The following is a 19,532-nucleotide window of genomic DNA, read 5'->3' on the forward strand; positions in this document are numbered from 1 at the left end:
TCCTGTAAACGATCTCCCTGTGTGATTGAAAGCTTTCAAGACAATTCATCCCACCCAGATTACATGATCTTTTTCATTTAAGGATACTGGTAATTGGCTAACTTTGTTTCATGGATACAAAAATTATCGCTCCTTCGCTTTTGGCTGCCGATTTTGCCAATCTTCAACGGGATATTGAAATGGTGAACCAAAGTGAGGCCGATTGGTTTCATTTGGATATCATGGATGGTGTTTTTGTTCCCAACATTTCCTTTGGAATGCCTGTGGTGGAAGCCATTGCCAAACATGCCAAAAAACCGTTGGACACCCATTTGATGATCGTAGATCCTGATCGATATATTAAAACCTTTGCTGATCTAGGGGTGCATCACCTTACCGTTCATTATGAAGCCTGTTCTCATTTACACCGAACATTGCAGGCCATTAAAGCAGAGGGTATGAAGGCAGGGGTGGCTCTTAACCCCCATACTTCCATCAACCTTTTGGAAGACACCATCCAAGATATAGACATTGTAATCGTGATGAGTGTAAACCCAGGGTTTGGTGGTCAATCCTTTATAGAAAACACCTATCAAAAGGTAAGTGACCTTAAAAATTTGATCGAAAGAAAAAATTCCAACGCTTTGATTGAAATTGATGGCGGCGTAAATGCGGGCAATGCCAAAAAATTGATTGACCTTGGGGCAGATGCCTTGGTTGCCGGTAGTTTTGTGTTCAAAAGTGAACAGCCAGCGGAAACCATAAAACATTTAAAAGAAGTAAGAGCATAATGCAGGAATTTGATGTTGCCATCATCGGGGGCGGACCCATTGGTATTGCCTGCGGATTGGAGGCAAAAAAACAGGGGTTGAGCTACATCATCATCGAGAAGGGGCCTATTGTAAATTCCCTTTTCAATTATCCTGTGAACATGCAGTTTTTCTCCTCTTCGGAAAAATTGGAAATTGATGAAATTCCTTTTATCAGTAAGGAAGCCAAGCCCAAACGCAGTGAGGCTTTGGAATACTATAGAAGGATCGTGACCTCCAACCAATTGAATATCCATCTTTTTGAAACGGTGTTGAAGGTGGAAAAACAAGCGGATTTCTTTTTCGTGGAATCCAATAAAAACCAGTATCGTGCCAAAAATGTGGTGGTAGCAACTGGATTTTATGACCTCCCCAACAAAATGAACGTACCTGGGGAAGATTTGCCCAAGGTTTCCCATTACTACAACGACCCCCATTTTTATGCAGGCCAAAAGGTGGCCGTTATTGGTGCCAGCAATTCTGCTATTGATGCAGCCTTGGAATGTTGGCGAAAAGGGGCCCAGGTAACCTTGATCATTCGCGGGCCTGAAGTGGGTCAACGTGTTAAATATTGGGTAAGACCGGATATCATCAACCGGATTGAAGAAGGAAGTATTAAAGCGTATTATCATGCAACAGTAAAGGAAATTACTCCAACTGAAATCATTATACATACCCCAGAAGGAGATTTAACCTTAGAAAACGACTTTGTATTGGCGTTGACGGGTTATATGCCCAACTTCGAATTTTTAAAACAATTAGGAATTGCCCTTTCCGATGACGAAAAACGATTACCAACCTACAATCCGGAAACCATGGAGACCAACATTCCAGGGCTTTTCTTGGCAGGCGTGATCTGTGGAGGCATGGAAACCCATAAATGGTTTATTGAAAATTCCCGTATCCATGCTCCGATCATTATGGGGTCTATTTTGCAAAAGAAGTAATAAGCACAAAAGAATGCTTAACTTTAGGAAGCTAAATTCTTGAACCATGACCTTTTACGACTTTGAAGCAGAACGCTTGGATGGCACCTTGGAATCCATGTCAACCTATAAGGGTAAAACTATTATTGTGGTGAATACTGCCAGTAAGTGTGGTTTAACTCCTCAATATGAGGGACTGGAAAAACTTTATGAAACCTACAAAGATCAGGGATTGGTGATTTTGGGATTTCCTTGCAACCAGTTCGGGAACCAAGAACCGGGTACCGCAGAGGAAATCCAGGAGTTCTGCCAATTGAATTACGGTGTGAGCTTCCCTATGTTTGCCAAAATCGACGTAAACGGAAAAAACACCCATCCCATTTTTAAGTACCTGAAATCTGAATTGGGTGGGCTTTTGGGAAGCAAAATACAATGGAACTTTACCAAATTTGTAGTGGATAAACAGGGTAAGCCGATAAAACGCTTTGCCCCTATCAGCACTCCAGAATCTATGGAAGACTATATTAAGGAGATCCTTTAGTCACTTCAATCTTTTTTTCCTCCAAATATTCCTATTTTTAAGGAAGCCTCTCATTTTCAATGTTTAATAAGAGCTCCTTTTACTTTTTCGGATTTACTATTACAGTCTTTTTTACTTCTTGTAAAAAAGAGTCGCCTATTTTGGATACACCGCTCATCACGCTCAACCAAGTGGTTCTGATATCCATTGATGCTCCTGCCGAATATGTGCATCTCATGGCCCAGGATAGTGTTGGAAAATCTGTCAAGGACAGTACCGGGCCTAAAGCTATCCATCCGAATAGGGGTTTTTACTATTTGGACCATATGAACAATGAAAAACTTTGGATTCCCAAACCGAACATTAATGACACTTTGATCGTTGAAACATATTCAGAGTTTTTGGAGTTAGCTACCCAAAACTTTTTTACTTCCGTCAAAGAAACCTTTTTGGTGAAAAAAGGAGATACTGTATTGTTTACTTACGACCATCTTATTCCAGAAGCAAAGATCACGAACAGAACCGTAAATGATTGGGAATTAAATTATAACAAGCATCGTTTGGCTGAACTCTTTGACAACAAATACACCAGCCACAGCCTCATTTTATTGGGGAATATGCTTGCCCATGATGATGGTATTGAAGGTTTTGACGAACGTTCGGTTAATTATTATCAATTGGCAAAAATTGATTTTGATAGGGAAATGGCGTATTTGGATTCCCTTCATCAATCCACTATTTTGTCAGATGAGCACTATAAATATCGAAAAGATGCATTGGACATGTTGATGGAGACCCATAAAACCATGAAACCAATTGCCGATTGGTTAAATGTGAATCAATACTTACTTGGTGAGGACCAGATGGAAGAACCGGTTTCTTTTGATCTGGACAAAACCGATTCCCTTATGACCTTTTCATTTTTCCGAGATTATTTGGACCAAATCACTAAGTATGATCTCAACTTGATTACGGAAAACCACGGTGGTTCGGGAGGTTCCTATATCGATTCACGCATCCGTTTCGATTCTATCTTGGCCGATAATCGCCTGAACCAAACCGCAAAGAACCATTTGTTGTTCAAAACTTATGAGGGAATTGGACAAAATTTCAAAGTAAAGGACAAGGAAAATTATTTTAAAAAGCTACAACAAAACACCACCAATCCAGAAAAATTGTACGCTTTTCAGAAAAAATACAAACTGGATTTCAGCAAATCGAACACCTTGATACTAACCAATTTCCAAAGTGATACCACCACCTATTCAGATATGCTGAAAAAGAATCTTGGCAAATGGCTCTATATTGATTTTTGGGCCAGCTGGTGCCGACCTTGTAGGGAAAATATGCCTGCCTCGGTAGCCATGAAAAAAAGTTTGGCTACCAAGAATGTGGAGTTTATCTACATCAGCTCCTATGATAAAAAAGAACTTTGGAGAAACGCCATGGATAAGGACGGAATCTTGGATAGCCAAAATTATTTTATGGAAAATGGCAATGTATCCAAGGTTATAGAAGAGCTTGGAATTGAGACTATACCCCATTATTTGATTTATAATCCAAATGGGCAGTTGGTAAATAGATTTGCCGATAGACCTGGACAAGGGGCTGAGGAACAGTTGTTGGGTTTGATGGAAAACTAGTGGAAACTCATGCGTATCCGTGCCTGGTTCTGCCCGTTTTGTTTGAGCATGGCCCTTCCATCCTTAAAACTCAGATAAGAATGTCCCTTTTTATGATTCAAAATACTGATCTCGTTCAGTAAGCCCCAATGTCTGGCCACTTCTTTCCATGCCCAGAAAATGGAGTGTTTGGGATCATAAATATGGGTGGCCTCCCCCCCTGTTCCATTGATTTCGATCACCTTGAAATTTCTCCCTTCGCACAGCTCCTCAAAGGTATTGTACAGCACATCTAACCTACCATAATGAAAATCTTTCATCTGGTCGCAGATGGCATGGATGGTCTTTGTCAAGTCTTTATTGATACGATGGCTGATATCCACAAATTTGGCACCACGGGTATGACTTCCATAAGGCACCAAAATCAAGTCCTCCCCTTCAGAAAGCACCTCGTTCAATCGCTCGCCGAATTTTTTCCGAAGAGGTTTTAACTGCAGGTGGCTCCTTGGGTTTTTCTTGATCAGTTGCAACAAGGTACTTTTTCCATCTCCTTTAACGGACAAGAATTCCTTCGAAACGATTCCCGTAATGGTCCCTTGATCTTCCCCAGGTTTGCGGACATAAAAAATTCCTACCTCTTTCTGGTAGGGAATAAGCTCCTGTACCAAAAAATTGGATGGACTCCACGACACATAACTTCGAAATTCATCCTTGTTATGAATTTTTTCCACCCCAAATGCTTTCATGCCCATATCGGGTTTGGCAATAAAGGGAAAACCAATATCCGAAGCCAAAACCTTTTCCAACACCATTTCTGGCGATTGTTCTTTTGGAATATAAACCGTCTTTGGGATGAATTGCCGGGGGATCATATTATAGATCACCATTTTGGATTCCATGGCCATACCGCCATTTTTCATGGCAGGATTGGCTGCGTTGAAAAAGAAAAAGGAGCGTGCTTTGAAGGAATAATACAACCAAACCGGGAACATAGGGTAATACACCATCCAAAAGGGCCAATACTCCCAATGGGTAATCCTATGCCACATAAGTTTAAGGGAATCCATAATCATTACACCATAAGTTGACGGGATGAAAATGGTACCTCAAGGATGCTATCGTTAAGCAAATCGGCATGCCTCATCAAGATCTCATCTTCATGCAAAACCACTTGGGTGACACTAAAGGTTTTCAAGCCTGTTTTCCTGTTAATGATAAAGCCGTTCTCAAAATCGTCGTGGTTGTTGGAATGAAAAATCATCACATCCCGGGCATTGATTTGGTCGTTCCCATTTACAAATCGACCGAATAAATTAGCGCGATGTGCCATCACCTCATCTTGGTACAGGGTGGCGGAGGACCAAATGTGGTTTTGCGCCTTATCCAAAGGCCTAAAATATTTTTGGGTACCGTCCCATCTAAACTCCAATAATTTGGAAGTGAACAAAATCAAGGTAAAAGGCTCAATTTGGTAGAGTTCCATTTGTTCCAACAAGCCCAACGGATTTTTTGATGCAAGCACATCCAACAAAATCAACCCCCTGCTCCTTGCATAGTTATTTTTAGGGACATGCCGAACAAAGGCACCGTTCAACAACACGCCCACGGAACCCAACTCGTTCACGGCAAACCAAGTACCCCCTGCTTTGGGATCTTTCGGAAACAAAAGTTTCATGGAACCAATGGTCTCCTTTTTTGGCTCATGGGAAATGGGTCGGGAAATGTGTTCATCCCTGTTGGAGGTAATATAATAGCAATCGCCTCGTGATATGAAACTTACTGTGCACATGTTTCCCTGTATTGCATGGTGGAAGGTGCCACTCCAAAAGATTCAGGAAGTGACAAACTGGTAAAGTGCTCAATACCTACCTTGATCAAGGCTTGGTGATGAATGGTATGCTCCAGATTGTACATGACCTCCCTAAAATAATTGGAATCCAAACGAGTTTCGGAACCTGCCAGTTCGTAACTGATCTTGATGGATTTATTTGGACGATCCAATTGTTTTTGGATAAATTCCAGTTGTTGGATGGCGAATGAAAGATCCTGTTCAATTTGAAGGTCACGCTTTCTGCGATCATAGGACACATCGGCTGTATCATAACCTTGCAGCAAACAGAGATAAAGTTCTATAATATGACGTGTATGTTGCCCAATACTGGAATTGGAAAGTACACTGCACGAACGCGAGTAACAATTTTTGGGCAATCCCAATAGTACCTGCTTGAATTGTTCAAGGGTATCCAAAGAAGATTTGAATAGGATCATTGAAGTTTGATTGAATTTAGTTTTTTGATGAATTGGAACATAAGATAGAAAGAAAATCCAAGGTACGTGGTTTCCAACACCATATTTACCGCTTTGATTTCTCTAACCCTTTTTCTGAAGCCTTCCATCAAAAGTTAGTTGTTCTTTATCTTTTGCCAATTGGTATCGGCTTCATTTTGAAGGTTTTCCGGTGATTCTTTAAGCCAAAGTTCCAAGGTATTGGTGTTGCCCGAATTGTAGAACAGGTATAACTTGCCATCCCGAACCTCAAAGGTTTTTGGGTTCACGCTTACCTTTTTGCCCGAAACAGCGACCGCATAGGCACAATAACCGCCATACTCCGGAAGAAACGCTTTGGCATCTGCTTTGAATTTTTCCAAATTGGATGCATTTGCAAATTTGTAGTTTACCCCATCATAGGTAGTGGTAAATTCCTTTAAGCCTTCCATAGCCTTTCCATCAAAATAAGAAACTACATCATAGCCATTGGCGGCATATCCTTTTTTGGTGTTGTAGTCTATACTTTGCGCTTGGGCCAAGACCCCTATCGCCAAGAAAAGAGCCAAAATCAGTTTTCTTTTTCCCATTATCTCAATTTTAACGGATTGGATATGGAAAATTTAGTCCACGATGTTCGGAATTCCTTTCAGAATTCCTTGACTTTTTTAATAATAAGCTTGGGCAAAAAACTAGATTAATCCAATAAAACCAAGCCATCCCAGGGTTGGGCAAACTATGTCGAACATCGAAATAATATGCAGAACATCTTCAAAAGTTAACAAGATGAAAGGTTTTTTGTTCCTTTAACTTGTATTTGAACAGCTATTGTTCGATAACCAAACAAACATGATGTTACTTTCCCAAAGGGTAACATTATAATGCCTACTTTATGCGACAGTTGACCTCATTTGCGGCCAAAGCTTTTTTGTATGCCGTAATCTTTTCGCTACCGACAGTAATGATGGCCGCCACCTTCATTTTAGATGGAAAAACCAATGCTGTTTCCCTACGGCAGAATGCCTCCATTTTTTTGGCAGGGAAAACGGAATATGATTTCCAGGATATTCGGAAGAACAATGATCTAGCTTTTATTCAACTTTCCTCGCTCAAGGAAAACATCGGTTTCTCCAATGAAAACTATTGGTTAAGGTTCGACATAGAGAACACCTCTTCCGCTTATCAGGAATATTATTTGGAAACAGGAAGACCCATCACCGATTTGGTGGACCTTTACGTTGTTGATGGCAATGGCAAAGTGAACAAACAGGCCAGTGGTGACAAAATACCCTTTGATAAAAAAACGGTACAGCACCGTAAATCCATATTTGACCTCAAACTGAAGCCCAACGAAAAGGTAACCGCCTATATCCATATACAGAGTGATGGCGAGGTGGTCATGTTTCCTCTTCAACTTTATAAAAAAGACCAATTTTTTAACCTTACGTATAAAGAGCAGGTTTTTTACGGCTTTTTTTATGGTATTTTGGTATTGGCCTGCATCATCTATCTTTTCTTCTTCTTCGCACTCAAGGACCAGGCGTTCATTTATTATGGTCTCTATGTACTTTTTATCGCCTTGATGCAGTTTTCACTTGATGGTTTTTTCCATCAATATCTTACTCCTGAAGGAGGTTGGCTTTCGGACAGGTCTGTTCTCTTGACTGCCTTTGTTTCCTTGTTTTTTTTTGGAAGATATGGCGATAAATTCTTGAACCTGAAAAAGAACAGTGCCCTTTTGCACCGAACCGGTAACCTTTTGAGTGTTTCCACCTTGGTAGGAACATTGCTTTTGTTAACCTTTCCTGGCGGATTTGCCTTTTGCTACCCATTGGCCAATGCCATAGGAATATTGGTGCTGATCCACATGATCAGTTCACTGATATTGGTGAAAAGTAAAAAAGTTCCTGTGGACCCTTACTTTATTATGGGTATTTCTTTTCTGGTATTTGGATTTGTGATTTTCATTCTCAATAACTTCAATACCATAGAAAATTCATTCTTCACCAACAACGGGGCAAAGTTTGGTATTGGGTTTGAAATTATCTTCCTGTCCATTTCCATGAGCAACAGGATCCGTTTCCTCCGAATGGAGAATGAAAAAAATCAGCTGCTGGCGCTCCAGCGTGCAGAGGATATGAACGAGATAAAATCTTCCTTCCTCTCCAACATCAGCCATGAACTGAGAACACCCTTGAACTTGATCATGGGAGTGGCCAGTGCCCTCCAACAAAATGAAAAGGATGGGGATTTGGAAGAAAAATGTAGGTTGATCCTCAGTTCTTCAAAAAATCTTTTGGGAAATATTGAGGACATCTTAGATTTTACGGTAATTGAAAAGGGAGACCAAGAGTTGAAAGAGGTTTCATTTGAATTGCCTTCAACCCTTGCCAAAGTGATTGCTGCCCAGCAGAAAAAAGCAGAAACCAAACAATTGAAATTCAAGGTTTCCATGCCGGACACCCTGCCAAAACGGATTGTTGGTGATAAAGGTAAATTGGTTCAAATCCTCAACCACCTATTGGACAACGCCATTAAATTTACCAATAATGGCACTGTTGAATTCAATATGCTTACAAAACACAAAGGTTCTGATCGCTTTACCCTTGACATTACGATAAAGGATACGGGAATAGGTATTTCAAAGGAAAAAATGAGCACCATTTTTGAGTCTTTTACCAAAAAATCCTTCAAGGACAAAAGAGAATACAGCGGATTGGGATTGGGTCTGTACATCGTAAAAAGCTATGTGGACCTACAAGGCGGTACCATCGATATCACCAACAACGACAAGAAAGGTACCACTTGTAAACTAAGCCTATCCTTCCAAATTGATGAAGACGCATTGGTGGTCCTGGACAAGGAGCCAATATTGAGTAAGGATGATTTTGGTTTACAAAAAAGTCAAATACTGTTGGTTGAAGACAATAAAATGAACCAGACCGTGGTGAAACTCCTGTTCAAGAAGTGGGAGAATATGAACCTGACCATAGCCAACCATGGCAAGGAAGCTTTGGAAATCATGGAACAAAAATCCTTCGATTTGATTTTGATGGATCTACAGATGCCCGAAATGGATGGCTTTGAAACGACGAGTATCATCCGCAGTGGAAAGGCCAACTGCCCCACCCAAATACCAATTATTGTACTCACTGCTGATAATACCAGCAATACCCGAAAAGAAATCTTCAGATTGGGTGCAAATGATCTGATGACCAAACCTGTCAACGGGCCTTTGCTCCTTACTAAAATCATGAAGAGTGTTTCGTTAAAAAACAAGGTGGCCTGATTACCATTTCGCGAAGTCTAAATTGCTCCCAAGAGACTGGCTCACAGCGGGCACTTTCTTTATATCTAATTGTTTTATAGATACTTATGTAACCTAAGTTACACAACTTATTGGTCAAAACTGATAATAATCATATTTATGGATGTGTCCTTGATCTACTTTTACACCAGTAAATCACACAATCTAGAAATCATGAAAAATTTGGTCATATTGGGTGCGGGAACAGCAGGAACCATGATGGCGAACCATCTGGTACACAAGCTTCCCCATAGCGAATGGAAAATCACAATTGTAGACCAGTACAAAACACATTACTATCAACCAGGGTTCTTGTTCTTGCCCTTTGATATATATACTACGGACCAGGTAAAAAAGAAAGGTTCCAAGTTTATTCCCAAGGGTGTGGATTATATTCAAGAGAAAATTGAATTGATCAAGCCTAAAGAAAACAAAGTGTTGTTGGAAAAAGGCGATGAACTCCACTATGATATTTTGATCATTGCCACAGGCACCAAGATAGCGCCTGAGGAAGTTGAGGGCATGAAGGGGCCTGAATGGCATAAGAGCGTTTTTGATTTCTATACCTATGAAGGTGCCAAGGCCCTACGTGACAAATTCAGGGAATGGGAAGGTGGAAAATTGGTGGTGCACATCACCGAGATGCCCATCAAATGTCCCGTTGCTCCGTTGGAATTTGCCTTCTTGGCCGATTCCTATTTCAAAAACAAAGGTATGCGTGACAAAGTGGAAATCACTTTCGTGACCCCCTTGGGTGGTGCCTTCACCAAACCCAAAGCCACTGCAGCCCTTCACCATTTGTTGACCGATAAAAACATAACAGAGGTTACGGACTTTAATATAGAACGTGTGGATTATGAAAACAATAAGATCATTGATTACGCAGATACCGAAGTGCCCTATGACATTCTGGTTACCGTTCCCACCAACATGGGAGATGCGTTGATCGCACGTTCCGGTATGGGAGACGACCTTAACTATGTTCCTACCAACAAGGCCACCTTACAAACCGAGGATTATGAAAACATTTTTGCCTTGGGCGATGCCACCAACCTACCAGCATCCAAAGCTGGTTCCGTGGCCCACTTTGAGGCGGAAATCTTGACAGAGAACATCATGAGGTACATCAACGGGGAGCCCTTGAAAGAAGAGTTCGATGGCCATGCCAACTGTTTTATTGAAACTGGTGATGGCAAAGCATTGTTGATCGATTTCAATTACACCCATGAACCTGTTGAAGGAACATTCCCTTTCCCTGGAGTGGGACCGTTGAACCTGCTGAAGGAAAGTAGAATGAACCACATGGGCAAACTGGCCTTTAGGTGGATCTATTGGAACATGTTGATCAAGGGTATCCATATCCCCTTCGTATCCGCAACCATGAGCGAAAAAGGCAAAAAATTCGAAGAATCAAAAAGCATATAAACCATAAAAATCTATCAAAATGGACAAGACATTAGCACATGCAACAATTTCCGTGGACCCAGAAGGATATCTAACCGATTTTTCCCAATGGAACAAAGAAATTGGCATAGAGATAGCCAAAGAACAAGGCATTGAGATGAGCGATAAACACTGGGCCATCATAGACTACATCCAACAAAAGTTCAAAGAAGAAGAACCTTTGTCCATCAGGGGCATCAAAAAAAGTGGCGTAATAGACATTAAGGCCTTTTACGACCTGTTCCCTGGAGGCCCCTTGAAAAAAGCCACTATGATCGCTGGTGTTCCAAAACCAAAAAGCTGTATTTAAGCAAATTGAATGAACCCTAAAATGTAAGGTCATGAGTCAAACAAAAGTCAAAAAAATGCTCTTTATCCTCTCCAAGGCCACCTTGGAAAATGTCTACGCGGCATTTGTGATGGCCAACGGAGCAAGAATGGAAGGCATTGAATCAGAAATATTTTTCACCTTCTTTGGATTGGAAGCCATTCAAAAGAAAAAATTGGAACATCTCCATGTGGCCACGGTAGGTAACCCAGCTATGCACATGCCCACCATGTTGGGCGGATTGCCCGGTGTTGAAGCCTTCGCTTCTACCATGATGAAGAAAGAAATGGAAAAATTGGACATGCCCCCCGTAGGCGAGTTCTTGGAAATCCTCTCAGATTCCGGATGCAAGCTATGGGCCTGTAAATTGGCAGTGGACATGTTCCACTTGGAAAAAGAAGACCTCATCGATGAATTGGATGGCATCCTTACCATCGGCGACTTCTACAGCAGGGCCGATCAAGAGGGAACCCAATTGTTGTTCATCTGATCAATATAGAAAACGATACCTTTTTCATATGTAATGGGAACCGGTCAAAAAGTGATTATTCCAATTTGGAAAGCACTTCTTGGTCGGTTCCTTTTTTTGATAAATTGTTTTTAGGAGAACAGGGATTTTATCTGAATAAAATTTGGGTGATGAATTCCGTCGCTTGCCAAAACATTCAGATCGTTCAAGATAATTTCCTGGAAAGATTTTCCCTCATCATTAACCCGATTTCTTAATTCAGCATAAAGGGTTTGCGCTTTTTCCCATTCATCTTTTAGAAGATAGGCATGGGCCAGATTACATTTTAAGGACCACAGCGGATTTGGAAGCCGGGGAGCATTTTGTAAAACCTCCATAGCCTGATCAAACTGCTTTGTCCTCAAATACAGCCATCCCAAATTGGAATACGCAATAGCCAATTCTTTTTGCAATCTCTCATTGTGCGGATATTGTTGAAATTTTGAACTGAGGAGCGACCAAATTTCTTCTTGAAATACCAATTTCTCCATCGCATCAATGGTACTATCAATTTCTTGATTTAAGTTTTTGATTCTGCCATAGGCCTGATTCATATCCAGTTGTTCTTCATCCACAGTATTGAAATAAGTTGTATAAAAAACATAATCACCCTTCATGTTTTTGATCACGGGTCTGTGGTCTTCATCTTGACCCAACCTTGTTTCTACTTCTTTTAGGAGAGCAAGGGCCTTTGCCCGGTATTCCAAATCAACCTTTTCCTCCAATTCGGCTTGGTACAGTTCCACCAAGTTCAAGGCGGTGGCACAATAATCTGGATCGAAATTTTCGGGTTGTGCAGCAGACAGCCTTTTTCGTAATTCCAAGGCTTGATGAAAATACTCGGCCGCCTTTTGCATTTGTTTCAATTCAAAATGGAACAATCCCAAATTATGCAACCCAGTGGCCAAGTAATGTGTAAATTCTTGGGGACGTGCATCAGCTAGGTCATTATATATTTCAACCGCTTTTGATATAAAATCAATGGCATATTCAAGTTGCTTCAATTCAGCATGTACAATTCCCATACTGTTTCGGGTGGCCGCCACATATGGTTGAAAGACGTCAAAGGCTTCCTTCGCCAAAATTTGATATTCCGCCAAAGCTTTGTCATAATATTCCAAAGCCTTTTCGGGTTCTCCCATGGCATTGAACGTAACCCCCAAATTATTAAGGACCGCAGCCAAATGCGGTCTTACACTTTTTTCACCTGCGTTGACTAGACTTTCATAGAGGGCTAGGGCTTTCAGATATTGCATTTTGGCATCGAACTCGTAGAATTCCTCTGTATAAATATTCCCCAGTTGATAATGTGCACTAGCCCGTAAGCCTTGATAGATATTTTCGGCCAAGCGTTCATAATATTTAAGTGCTTCCTTGTAGTGCTTTTTGGCAAAATAGTAATCATTCTTTCTGTTGTAGACCTCAGCCATCGCCAGTTGAGTGTTGGCCAAATGTGGCATAAACTCCACTTTTCCCTCTTCAATTTGGTTTGAAAATATTTCGGAGGCTGCCTTATAGTTCTCGATGGCCTTTGCCCTGTCCCAATCCACATAAATGGCCGCCAAATTGTTCAACAATGAGGCTTTCTCCACCAGATTACAGATCTCCTCATTGCAAAATGACAAGGCCTTTTCAAAAGCCGTTAGTGCTTCTTTGGGATTTTTCATTTTTTGGTACAATCTGCCCAAAACACTATATAAATGGATTCTTTCCTGGTCGTTTCGGGCCAGTTGAAGTGCTTCCAAATAAATTTCAATGGACTTCTCCAGATCATTTTCCTGCAAAAGCACATTGGCATGCTGTAACTGTTCTTCAAAGGATAGGTTCATCTTGTAATTTATTAAATGTTGAAATCTTGGTAATCTTCAGGATGTAATCGGGCATTTTCTTTGCACAGATCCACATATTCCAACCTGGGCATTTCATCATATTCGAAACCCGGCAGCAAAAATGTCTCCTTTTGCATATCGATCAAGTCAAAATTCTGATCTTTGAGTTTTTCGATCAAATAAACCATCGCCACTTCATCAGCACGTTCCACTTTGGCGAACACATATTCCCCGAAAAACAATTTTCCGATGGCTACGCCGAACAATCCACCGACCAAGTCATCATTTTGCCAAACCTCAATAGAGTGGGCACAACCTTGTTGGTGCAATTCCATAAACAACCGGACCATCCGTTCGGTTAGCCAATTATTGTCCATTCGGTCTTGGATATTGAACACACTTTGGCATCCACGAAGGACTTCTTCAAAACGGGTATCTACCTGTATATCAAAATCTTTCAAAAAGGTATCCTGTTCGGATTTGGTCATCACAAACGAGTCGGGCTTTAATACGATCCTTGGATCAGGAGACCACCATTTGATGTGTTTTAAGGGATAGTGCCAATAGTAAATACCGCTATTGTAGGCCAAAAGCAGTCGCTCCACGGACATGGTGCCCCCAACGGCCAACAATCCATCTATATCCGCAAAGTATGCGGGAGGAAAAGAAATCTCGTCGTTTTTGAGCTCAAAATAGGGCACGGTATGAAAATTATGGATTGCTTTCCGGTGGATGCTCCAAATCATTCAATTCTCCCAACTGTGAAAGTACCTCAAAGGTTTTTTTGGCCTCTTCCTCATCTACAACACTGATAGCTGCGCCAACATGCACCATAACATAATCATCTACTTTGGCCTCGGGCACCAATGCTAGGCTCACTTCCTTTTTAACTCCTCCAAAAGAGACTTTCCCCATGCGGAAGGTTTCATCCAGTTCCGAGGTGATTTCCAATAACTTTCCGGGTATCGCCAAACACATAATAGTTTATTTTAGTGGTCCACAGGAACCAACTTCATATTGGTCTCCAGCCATTCATACCATTGCTCCATTCCGGTTCCTTTAGTTGCGGAAACCTCAAAAAAGACCAATTCAGGATTTACTTGAAGGGCATTTGTCTTCAACTCCTCAATATTCGTGTCCAAGTAAGGGGCTAGGTCTATTTTGTTGATGATGCAGATATCCGAAGTATGGAACATATCCGGATATTTGATGGGTTTATCATCCCCTTCCGTAGTACTCACGATCACCACTCTTTTATGTTCCCCTAGATTGAACATGGAAGGACAGACCAAATTGCCCACGTTCTCGATCATCAAAACCGAATCATTGCCGATGTTCAATTTTTTGACCGCGTCATGTATCATATCACTTTCAAGATGACACCCCTTCCCTGTGTTGATCTGAATAACAGGAACATCCAATGCTGCAATTCGGTTCGCATCGTTCAGGGTCTGTTGATCGCCTTCAATCACATAAAACGGAATTTTACCTTTTAGATCTTTCAAGGTACGTTCCAAAAGTGACGTTTTTCCGGAACCGGGAGAACTTACCAGATTGAGGACAAATACGCCTTTGGCATCAAAGTAACCTCTATTTCTGGCTGCCATAATTTCATTTTGTTGAAGGATATCACGTTCCACCTCCAAAACGGTTTTATGATGGTGGTCATGATCATGGTCGTGATTGTGGTGGTGGTGCCCATGATGATGGTCATTGTCGTGGTCATGATGATGACTGTGTCCATGATCATGGTGATGCCCATGTTCCTCTTTGCCCATTTTTGGGGATAAAATTTTAGCGCCATTCCCATCGCTTCCACATCCGCAAGTACCGCACATAGTATTAAGTTTTAAATTAGATGACCTCTAGGGCCTTCACCCTAAGTTCTTTTCCTTGAATTATACCCTTGAGATTACTACCACATTTGGGGCAGGAATCATAAAAATGTTGAATTTCAAAAACCGTATCACAATCCCCACATTGCCCCAATCCTTCCTTGACATCAATCTTCCGTTCGGCATCTTCCAGCACAGTATTCTTTACCGCGGCTGGCCATACAAAATCGAGTGATTCAAACTCGACCCCAGCAAGTTTGCCAATTTCCAGTTCAATCAACGTCACCTTTTTTGCCTTGGCCTTTTTGGTCTCGTCTTCCGCAATCTTCACAATGCCCATAGCTACTGAAAGCTCATGCATGATACTGAATTTTAAATGCTGATAAAGAGCAACATAAGACACAATATTATTCAAAACCTTTTTCCATGGACATGATTTTTGTCATATGATTCGCTGAATGTAATGGGTACATTTAGAGCTAAATCCCTGAAAAATCAATATTTAGATTTAAAAATTTGGGTCATGGCAATAGAAAAATCAGTAAAGGAAACCTATTACGAAAGCATTATCAAACAGGGTTACAGCCGACGTGATTTCATGAAGTTCGCCACCTATATCGCAGCATATATGGGTCTGGAAACTTCCATGATCGGTCAAGTGGCCAAATCCCTGGAAAACACGTTCAGGATCCCCGTGATCTGGGAACATTACCAAGAATGCACTTGTTGCAGTGAATCGTTCATCCGATCCGATCACCCGATTGTTTCGGATATTATTTTGGATAAAATTTCCTTGGACTACACCCTGACCTTGATGGCTGCATCGGGGCACCAGGCCGAAGCGGCCAAACAGGCTACCATGGAAAAATACAAAGGGGAATACATTCTATGTGTGGAAGGTTCGGTACCCTTGGGCGATGATGGCAATTATTGTTGTATTGCCGGCCGATCTGCCAAAGATCTTTTGATCGAGGCTGCGGAAGGTGCCAAGGCCATTATTGCTTGGGGAAGTTGCGCATCCAACGGATGTGTGCAAGCAGCCTACCCCAACCCAACCCAAGCTACACCAATCCACAAGATCATCAAGAACAAACCCATCATCAGGGTACCCGGATGTCCTCCCATTGGAGAGGTCATGGCGGGTATCATCGTTCACATGATTACTTTTGGCAGATTGCCTGAATTGGATGGACTGGGCAGACCAAAAGCATTCTACTCAAAAAGGGTGCACGACTCCTGTTATAGAAGACCTTATTATGATGCCGGTCTTTTTGCCGAGACCTTTGACGACCAAAATGCCAAGGATGGCTACTGCTTGTATAAGGTAGGATGCCGTGGTCCGATGACCTATAACTCCTGTGGTACCATTAAATGGAACAATGGGGTAAGTTACCCAATCCAATCAGGTCACGGATGCATCGGTTGTAGTGAAGAGAATTTTTGGGACAACGGGCCTTTCTATGAAAGATTGACTGGTTTAGCCGGATTTGGTATTGAAAGCTCTGCAGATACCATTGGTAAGGTTGCCGCTGGAGTGGTTGCTGGTGGTTTGGCCGTGCATGCGGTGGCCGCCAATATTTCCAAACGGAAAGAATTGAAGAGCAGGACTTCCCGTGGCATACAAAACGAAAAGAAATTAGATTCTTAAAAAAAGTATCATGGCAAATAGAATTGTTGTTGACCCCATTACCAGGATTGAAGGTCACTTGCGTATAGAAGTTGAGGTGAAGGATGGAAAAATCACCGACGCCTATAGTTCAAGTCCCATGGTCCGGGGTCTGGAAAATATTGTAAAAGGAAGAGACCCTAGGGATGTTTGGGCATTCGTGCAACGTGCTTGTGGGGTGTGTACCACCATTCATGCCTTGGCTTCCGTACGATCCGTTGAAGATTCGTTGGGCATTGACGTACCGCCGAATGCCGAAATGGTAAGGAACATTATGGAAGGGGCCCTGTATATGCATGATCATACCGTGCATTTTTATCATCTGCATGCCCTGGATTGGGTAGATGTGGTGAACGCCCTGAAGGCAGACCCCATTGCAACTTCCCAATTGGCCCAGAGCATTTCCAATTGGCCAAAAAGCTCTCCAGGATATTTCTCCGACATCAAAAAAAGAATCACAAGATTTGTGGAAAGTGGGCAACTGGGCATTTTTGCAAATGGGTACTGGGGCCATCCCCAAATGAAATTGCCCCCTGAAGTTAACCTGTTGGCAGTTGCCCACTACCTGGAAGCCCTGGAATGGCAAAAAGAAATCGTGAAAGTCCACACCATTTTTGGTGGTAAGAACCCACACCCCAACTACTTGGTAGGTGGTATGGCCTGCGCCATCAATACGGAAAGTCCTGGTGGTATCAACGCAGAGCGATTGGCCTATGTTGGCAGACTGTTGCAAGAAGGAAAAGAGTTCATTGAACAAGTGTACATCCCAGACTTGTTGGCCATTGCTTCCTTTTATAAAGATTGGGGGGCCATTGGCAAAGGATTTGGCAATTACATGTCTTATGGTGATTTCCCGACCAATGGTTATGGCGATATTTCGAACTTCAAATTTCCACAGGGAATCATTTTAGATAGGGACCTCTCCAAGGTATATGACGTAAACCATAGGAATGAGGATATTACCGAGTTCGTAAACAATTCTTGGTACAAGGATTATTCTGAAGGAAAAGACCAAGGAAAACACCCATGGGACGGGGAGACCAACATCAATTATTCCGGTCCCAAGCCACCTTACGACCAATTGGATGTGACCCAAAAATACAGCTTTATCAAAACACCTCGTTGGCAGGGCAAACCTATGGAGGTCGGCCCATTGGCCAGACTCTTGGTAGGATATGCAAGGGGTAACAAGGAAATCCAGGAAGCAGTGAATGGCGCTTTGAGTCATTTGGATGTACCTGTGGATGCATTGTTCTCCACTTTGGGAAGAACAGCTGCCAGGGGCATCGAGACCCAACTGGTGGCCAATTGGACCATGGAGTTTTATGACACCTTATTGCTCAACATCAAAAATGGGGATACCCGAATGGCCAATATGACCAAATGGGAACCGGAGCTTTGGCCTACCGAATCCAAAGGTGTAGGATTTGCAGAGGCTCCTAGAGGTGCTTTGGCCCACTGGATCAAGATCAAAGAAGGCAAAACCGAAAATTACCAGCTGGTGGTACCTTCAACTTGGAATGCCTCTCCACGAGATCCAAAAGGACAGCGGTCCGCCTATGAATCAACGCTATTGGATACCCCCGTGGCCGATCCGGAACTTCCGTTGGAAATCATCAGGACCATCCACTCCTTTGACCCCTGTATAGCCTGTGCGGTGCATTTATATGACGAGCATGGCAAACATATTTCACAGGTACAAAACGTTTCGAGCTGCGAAATCTAGTAAATCATGGATCATGCAAACACGAAAATTTAGACGGGTATATGTTTGGGAGCTTCCAGTGCGATTTTTCCATTGGATTAACGCATTCTCCATAACAGTTTTGGCGGTAACTGGCCTTATCATTGCCAACCCTCCCGCCATATTATCGAATAAGGAGGCAAGTGACATCTATTGGTTCGGCACAGTACGCTTTATCCATTTTGCAACAGCCTATGTGTTCTTTTTCAACATGATCATGAGGATATACTGGTCGTTTGTTGGGAATAAGTTTTCTAGCTGGAGAGCGTTTTGGCCCTTCAACAAAAAAATGTGGCACAACTTTCTGCATGTGATCAAAGTGGATGTCTTTTTGGCCAATGAAAAAAAACCGGATATAAAAGATATTAGCATCGGTCACAACAGTGTAGCGGCCATTTCCTATGTGATCTTGTTCCTTTTGGCATTGGTTCAGGTCTTTACAGGATTTGGTCTTTATTCTGCCAATGCAGGTTGGTGGTTGCCCAAAATGTTTGCTTGGGTAGTTCCCTTCTTGGGAGGTGATTTTATTGTAAGGACCATTCACCACGCCACTACCTGGTTGTTCATTCTCTTTACCCTTATCCACGTGTATTTGGTGTTCTACCATGACTGGCTCGAAGGAAGAGGTGAAGTTTCCTCTATGTTCGGAGGTTATAAATTCGTCTGTGACGAGCGACTCAAAAAATTGGTGGAGGATGAAGAAATTGAGGCTCCAGTGGATGAGGAAGCCATGGAAATAATTGAATAAAAC

General features: G+C 42.0%; 21 protein-coding genes. 12 read left to right on the forward strand and 9 right to left on the reverse strand.

The window, feature by feature from the left end; translation table 11 throughout:
- The first annotated feature begins 110 nt into the window (after positions 1 to 110).
- From rpe to GTK07_RS15120, 4 genes are all read left to right on the forward strand, one after another.
- On the forward strand, positions 111 to 770 hold the full coding sequence (gene rpe / locus GTK07_RS15105) for a ribulose-phosphate 3-epimerase (protein ID WP_163636078.1): 660 nt from the start codon (positions 111 to 113) through the stop codon (positions 768 to 770).
- Positions 770 to 1,735 carry a YpdA family putative bacillithiol disulfide reductase gene (locus GTK07_RS15110; RefSeq protein ID WP_163636079.1) on the forward strand — a complete coding sequence of 322 codons (966 nt, stop codon included), beginning with the start codon at positions 770 to 772 and terminating at the stop codon, positions 1,733 to 1,735. Before rpe ends, GTK07_RS15110 begins: the two co-directional genes overlap by 1 nt.
- A 46-nt stretch (positions 1,736 to 1,781) precedes the next feature.
- Positions 1,782 to 2,255, forward strand: coding sequence for a glutathione peroxidase (locus tag GTK07_RS15115; protein ID WP_163636080.1), 474 nt, complete (start codon positions 1,782 to 1,784; stop codon positions 2,253 to 2,255).
- A gap of 140 nt (positions 2,256 to 2,395) precedes the next feature.
- Entirely contained in the window at positions 2,396 to 3,877 is a 1,482-nt protein-coding gene (locus tag GTK07_RS15120) for a TlpA family protein disulfide reductase (RefSeq protein WP_163636081.1), read from the forward strand.
- Here GTK07_RS15120 and GTK07_RS15125 read toward each other — a convergent pair.
- The 4 genes from GTK07_RS15125 to GTK07_RS15140 form a co-directional block, all read right to left on the reverse strand.
- A complete protein-coding gene (locus GTK07_RS15125; protein ID WP_235932883.1) occupies positions 3,874 to 4,929 on the reverse strand; it encodes an ATP-grasp domain-containing protein in 1,056 nt (351 codons plus the stop codon). The genes GTK07_RS15120 and GTK07_RS15125 overlap by 4 nt on opposite strands.
- Positions 4,929 to 5,645 carry an NRDE family protein gene (locus tag GTK07_RS15130; protein WP_163636082.1) on the reverse strand — a complete coding sequence of 239 codons (717 nt, stop codon included), beginning with the start codon at positions 5,643 to 5,645 and terminating at the stop codon, positions 4,929 to 4,931. The genes GTK07_RS15125 and GTK07_RS15130 overlap by 1 nt, the downstream gene beginning before the upstream one ends.
- The gene (locus GTK07_RS15135; protein ID WP_163636083.1) at positions 5,633 to 6,124 is read right to left on the reverse strand and encodes a DinB family protein; all 492 of its coding nucleotides are present in this window, start codon (positions 6,122 to 6,124) and stop codon (positions 5,633 to 5,635) included. Before GTK07_RS15135 ends, GTK07_RS15130 begins: the two co-directional genes overlap by 13 nt.
- Before the next feature lie 134 nt (positions 6,125 to 6,258).
- Complete coding sequence (locus GTK07_RS15140; RefSeq protein ID WP_163636084.1) at positions 6,259 to 6,711, reverse strand: YHS domain-containing (seleno)protein; 453 nt, start codon at positions 6,709 to 6,711, stop codon at positions 6,259 to 6,261.
- A 302-nt stretch (positions 6,712 to 7,013) separates the two neighbouring features.
- Between GTK07_RS15140 and GTK07_RS15145 the strand changes: the two genes are divergently transcribed.
- The 4 genes from GTK07_RS15145 to GTK07_RS15160 all read left to right on the forward strand — a co-directional run bounded on the left by GTK07_RS15145 (position 7,014) and on the right by GTK07_RS15160 (position 11,689).
- A complete protein-coding gene (locus GTK07_RS15145) occupies positions 7,014 to 9,410 on the forward strand; it encodes a 7TM diverse intracellular signaling domain-containing protein (protein ID WP_163636085.1) in 2,397 nt (798 codons plus the stop codon).
- Between the two features lie 192 nt (positions 9,411 to 9,602).
- Positions 9,603 to 10,853 (forward strand): type III sulfide quinone reductase, selenoprotein subtype, encoded by a 1,251-nt coding sequence (gene sqr / locus GTK07_RS15150; RefSeq protein WP_163636086.1) that lies wholly within the window; start codon positions 9,603 to 9,605, stop codon positions 10,851 to 10,853.
- Between the two features lie 19 nt (positions 10,854 to 10,872).
- Positions 10,873 to 11,181, forward strand: a complete 309-nt coding sequence (locus GTK07_RS15155; protein ID WP_163636087.1) for a TusE/DsrC/DsvC family sulfur relay protein — start codon at positions 10,873 to 10,875, stop codon at positions 11,179 to 11,181.
- Between the two features lie 31 nt (positions 11,182 to 11,212).
- Positions 11,213 to 11,689 (forward strand): DsrE/DsrF/DrsH-like family protein, encoded by a 477-nt coding sequence (locus GTK07_RS15160; protein ID WP_163636088.1) that lies wholly within the window; start codon positions 11,213 to 11,215, stop codon positions 11,687 to 11,689.
- A gap of 110 nt (positions 11,690 to 11,799) precedes the next feature.
- On the opposite strand, the gene GTK07_RS15165 is transcribed toward GTK07_RS15160, so the two are convergent.
- Genes GTK07_RS15165 through hypB form a run of 4 tightly spaced genes read right to left on the reverse strand, consistent with a single transcriptional unit; the run spans position 11,800 to position 15,143 of the window.
- Complete coding sequence (locus tag GTK07_RS15165; protein ID WP_163636089.1) at positions 11,800 to 13,536, reverse strand: tetratricopeptide repeat protein; 1,737 nt, start codon at positions 13,534 to 13,536, stop codon at positions 11,800 to 11,802.
- Positions 13,537 to 13,547: 11 nt separating this feature from the next.
- Positions 13,548 to 14,237 carry a leucyl/phenylalanyl-tRNA--protein transferase gene (gene aat / locus GTK07_RS15170; protein WP_163636090.1) on the reverse strand — a complete coding sequence of 230 codons (690 nt, stop codon included), beginning with the start codon at positions 14,235 to 14,237 and terminating at the stop codon, positions 13,548 to 13,550.
- A 10-nt stretch (positions 14,238 to 14,247) separates the two neighbouring features.
- Positions 14,248 to 14,514, reverse strand: a complete 267-nt coding sequence (locus tag GTK07_RS15175; RefSeq protein WP_163636091.1) for a HypC/HybG/HupF family hydrogenase formation chaperone — start codon at positions 14,512 to 14,514, stop codon at positions 14,248 to 14,250.
- 11 nt (positions 14,515 to 14,525) lie between these two features.
- Positions 14,526 to 15,143 (reverse strand): hydrogenase nickel incorporation protein HypB, encoded by a 618-nt coding sequence (gene hypB, locus GTK07_RS15180; RefSeq protein ID WP_235932884.1) that lies wholly within the window; start codon positions 15,141 to 15,143, stop codon positions 14,526 to 14,528.
- A 12-nt stretch (positions 15,144 to 15,155) separates the two neighbouring features.
- On the opposite strand from hypB, the gene GTK07_RS19285 reads away from it, so the two are divergent.
- Positions 15,156 to 15,326 carry a hypothetical protein gene (locus tag GTK07_RS19285; protein ID WP_235932885.1) on the forward strand — a complete coding sequence of 57 codons (171 nt, stop codon included), beginning with the start codon at positions 15,156 to 15,158 and terminating at the stop codon, positions 15,324 to 15,326.
- A 64-nt stretch (positions 15,327 to 15,390) separates the two neighbouring features.
- Here the strand turns inward: GTK07_RS19285 and hypA are convergent, their stop codons facing one another.
- Positions 15,391 to 15,732, reverse strand: coding sequence for a hydrogenase maturation nickel metallochaperone HypA (gene hypA, locus GTK07_RS15185; protein ID WP_163636093.1), 342 nt, complete (start codon positions 15,730 to 15,732; stop codon positions 15,391 to 15,393).
- Between the two features lie 162 nt (positions 15,733 to 15,894).
- Between hypA and GTK07_RS15190 the strand changes: the two genes are divergently transcribed.
- From GTK07_RS15190 to cybH, 3 genes are read left to right on the forward strand one after another with little or no spacing between them, the layout of a single operon-like run.
- Positions 15,895 to 17,019, forward strand: coding sequence for a hydrogenase small subunit (locus GTK07_RS15190; protein ID WP_163636094.1), 1,125 nt, complete (start codon positions 15,895 to 15,897; stop codon positions 17,017 to 17,019).
- A 10-nt stretch (positions 17,020 to 17,029) separates the two neighbouring features.
- Positions 17,030 to 18,763, forward strand: a complete 1,734-nt coding sequence (locus tag GTK07_RS15195; RefSeq protein ID WP_163636095.1) for a nickel-dependent hydrogenase large subunit — start codon at positions 17,030 to 17,032, stop codon at positions 18,761 to 18,763.
- 13 nt (positions 18,764 to 18,776) lie between these two features.
- Positions 18,777 to 19,529 (forward strand): Ni/Fe-hydrogenase, b-type cytochrome subunit, encoded by a 753-nt coding sequence (gene cybH / locus GTK07_RS15200; RefSeq protein WP_163636096.1) that lies wholly within the window; start codon positions 18,777 to 18,779, stop codon positions 19,527 to 19,529.
- Positions 19,530 to 19,532 lie beyond the last annotated feature (3 nt).

Origin of the sequence: Flagellimonas sediminis (assembly GCF_010500845.1) — a bacterium.
Classification (GTDB): Bacteria; Bacteroidota; Bacteroidia; order Flavobacteriales; family Flavobacteriaceae; genus Flagellimonas; species Flagellimonas sediminis.

What these genes read in the sequence shown, in the direction of transcription:
- rpe (WP_163636078.1), top strand. Translation starts at nt 111, where the DNA reads ATGGATACAAAAATTATCGCTCCTTCGCTTTTGGCTGCCGATTTTGCC.
- GTK07_RS15110 (WP_163636079.1), top strand. Translation starts at nt 770, where the DNA reads ATGCAGGAATTTGATGTTGCCATCATCGGGGGCGGACCCATTGGTATT.
- GTK07_RS15115 (WP_163636080.1), top strand. Translation starts at nt 1,782, where the DNA reads ATGACCTTTTACGACTTTGAAGCAGAACGCTTGGATGGCACCTTGGAA.
- GTK07_RS15125 (WP_235932883.1), bottom strand. Translation starts at nt 4,929, where the DNA reads ATGATTATGGATTCCCTTAAACTTATGTGGCATAGGATTACCCATTGG.
- GTK07_RS15130 (WP_163636082.1), bottom strand. Translation starts at nt 5,645, where the DNA reads ATGTGCACAGTAAGTTTCATATCACGAGGCGATTGCTATTATATTACC.
- GTK07_RS15135 (WP_163636083.1), bottom strand. Translation starts at nt 6,124, where the DNA reads ATGATCCTATTCAAATCTTCTTTGGATACCCTTGAACAATTCAAGCAG.
- GTK07_RS15140 (WP_163636084.1), bottom strand. Translation starts at nt 6,711, where the DNA reads ATGGGAAAAAGAAAACTGATTTTGGCTCTTTTCTTGGCGATAGGGGTC.
- GTK07_RS15145 (WP_163636085.1), top strand. Translation starts at nt 7,014, where the DNA reads ATGCGACAGTTGACCTCATTTGCGGCCAAAGCTTTTTTGTATGCCGTA.
- sqr (WP_163636086.1), top strand. Translation starts at nt 9,603, where the DNA reads ATGAAAAATTTGGTCATATTGGGTGCGGGAACAGCAGGAACCATGATG.
- GTK07_RS15155 (WP_163636087.1), top strand. Translation starts at nt 10,873, where the DNA reads ATGGACAAGACATTAGCACATGCAACAATTTCCGTGGACCCAGAAGGA.
- GTK07_RS15160 (WP_163636088.1), top strand. Translation starts at nt 11,213, where the DNA reads ATGAGTCAAACAAAAGTCAAAAAAATGCTCTTTATCCTCTCCAAGGCC.
- GTK07_RS15165 (WP_163636089.1), bottom strand. Translation starts at nt 13,536, where the DNA reads ATGAACCTATCCTTTGAAGAACAGTTACAGCATGCCAATGTGCTTTTG.
- GTK07_RS15175 (WP_163636091.1), bottom strand. Translation starts at nt 14,514, where the DNA reads ATGTGTTTGGCGATACCCGGAAAGTTATTGGAAATCACCTCGGAACTG.
- hypB (WP_235932884.1), bottom strand. Translation starts at nt 15,143, where the DNA reads ATGGCAGCCAGAAATAGAGGTTACTTTGATGCCAAAGGCGTATTTGTC.
- hypA (WP_163636093.1), bottom strand. Translation starts at nt 15,732, where the DNA reads ATGCATGAGCTTTCAGTAGCTATGGGCATTGTGAAGATTGCGGAAGAC.
- GTK07_RS15190 (WP_163636094.1), top strand. Translation starts at nt 15,895, where the DNA reads ATGGCAATAGAAAAATCAGTAAAGGAAACCTATTACGAAAGCATTATC.
- GTK07_RS15195 (WP_163636095.1), top strand. Translation starts at nt 17,030, where the DNA reads ATGGCAAATAGAATTGTTGTTGACCCCATTACCAGGATTGAAGGTCAC.
- cybH (WP_163636096.1), top strand. Translation starts at nt 18,777, where the DNA reads ATGCAAACACGAAAATTTAGACGGGTATATGTTTGGGAGCTTCCAGTG.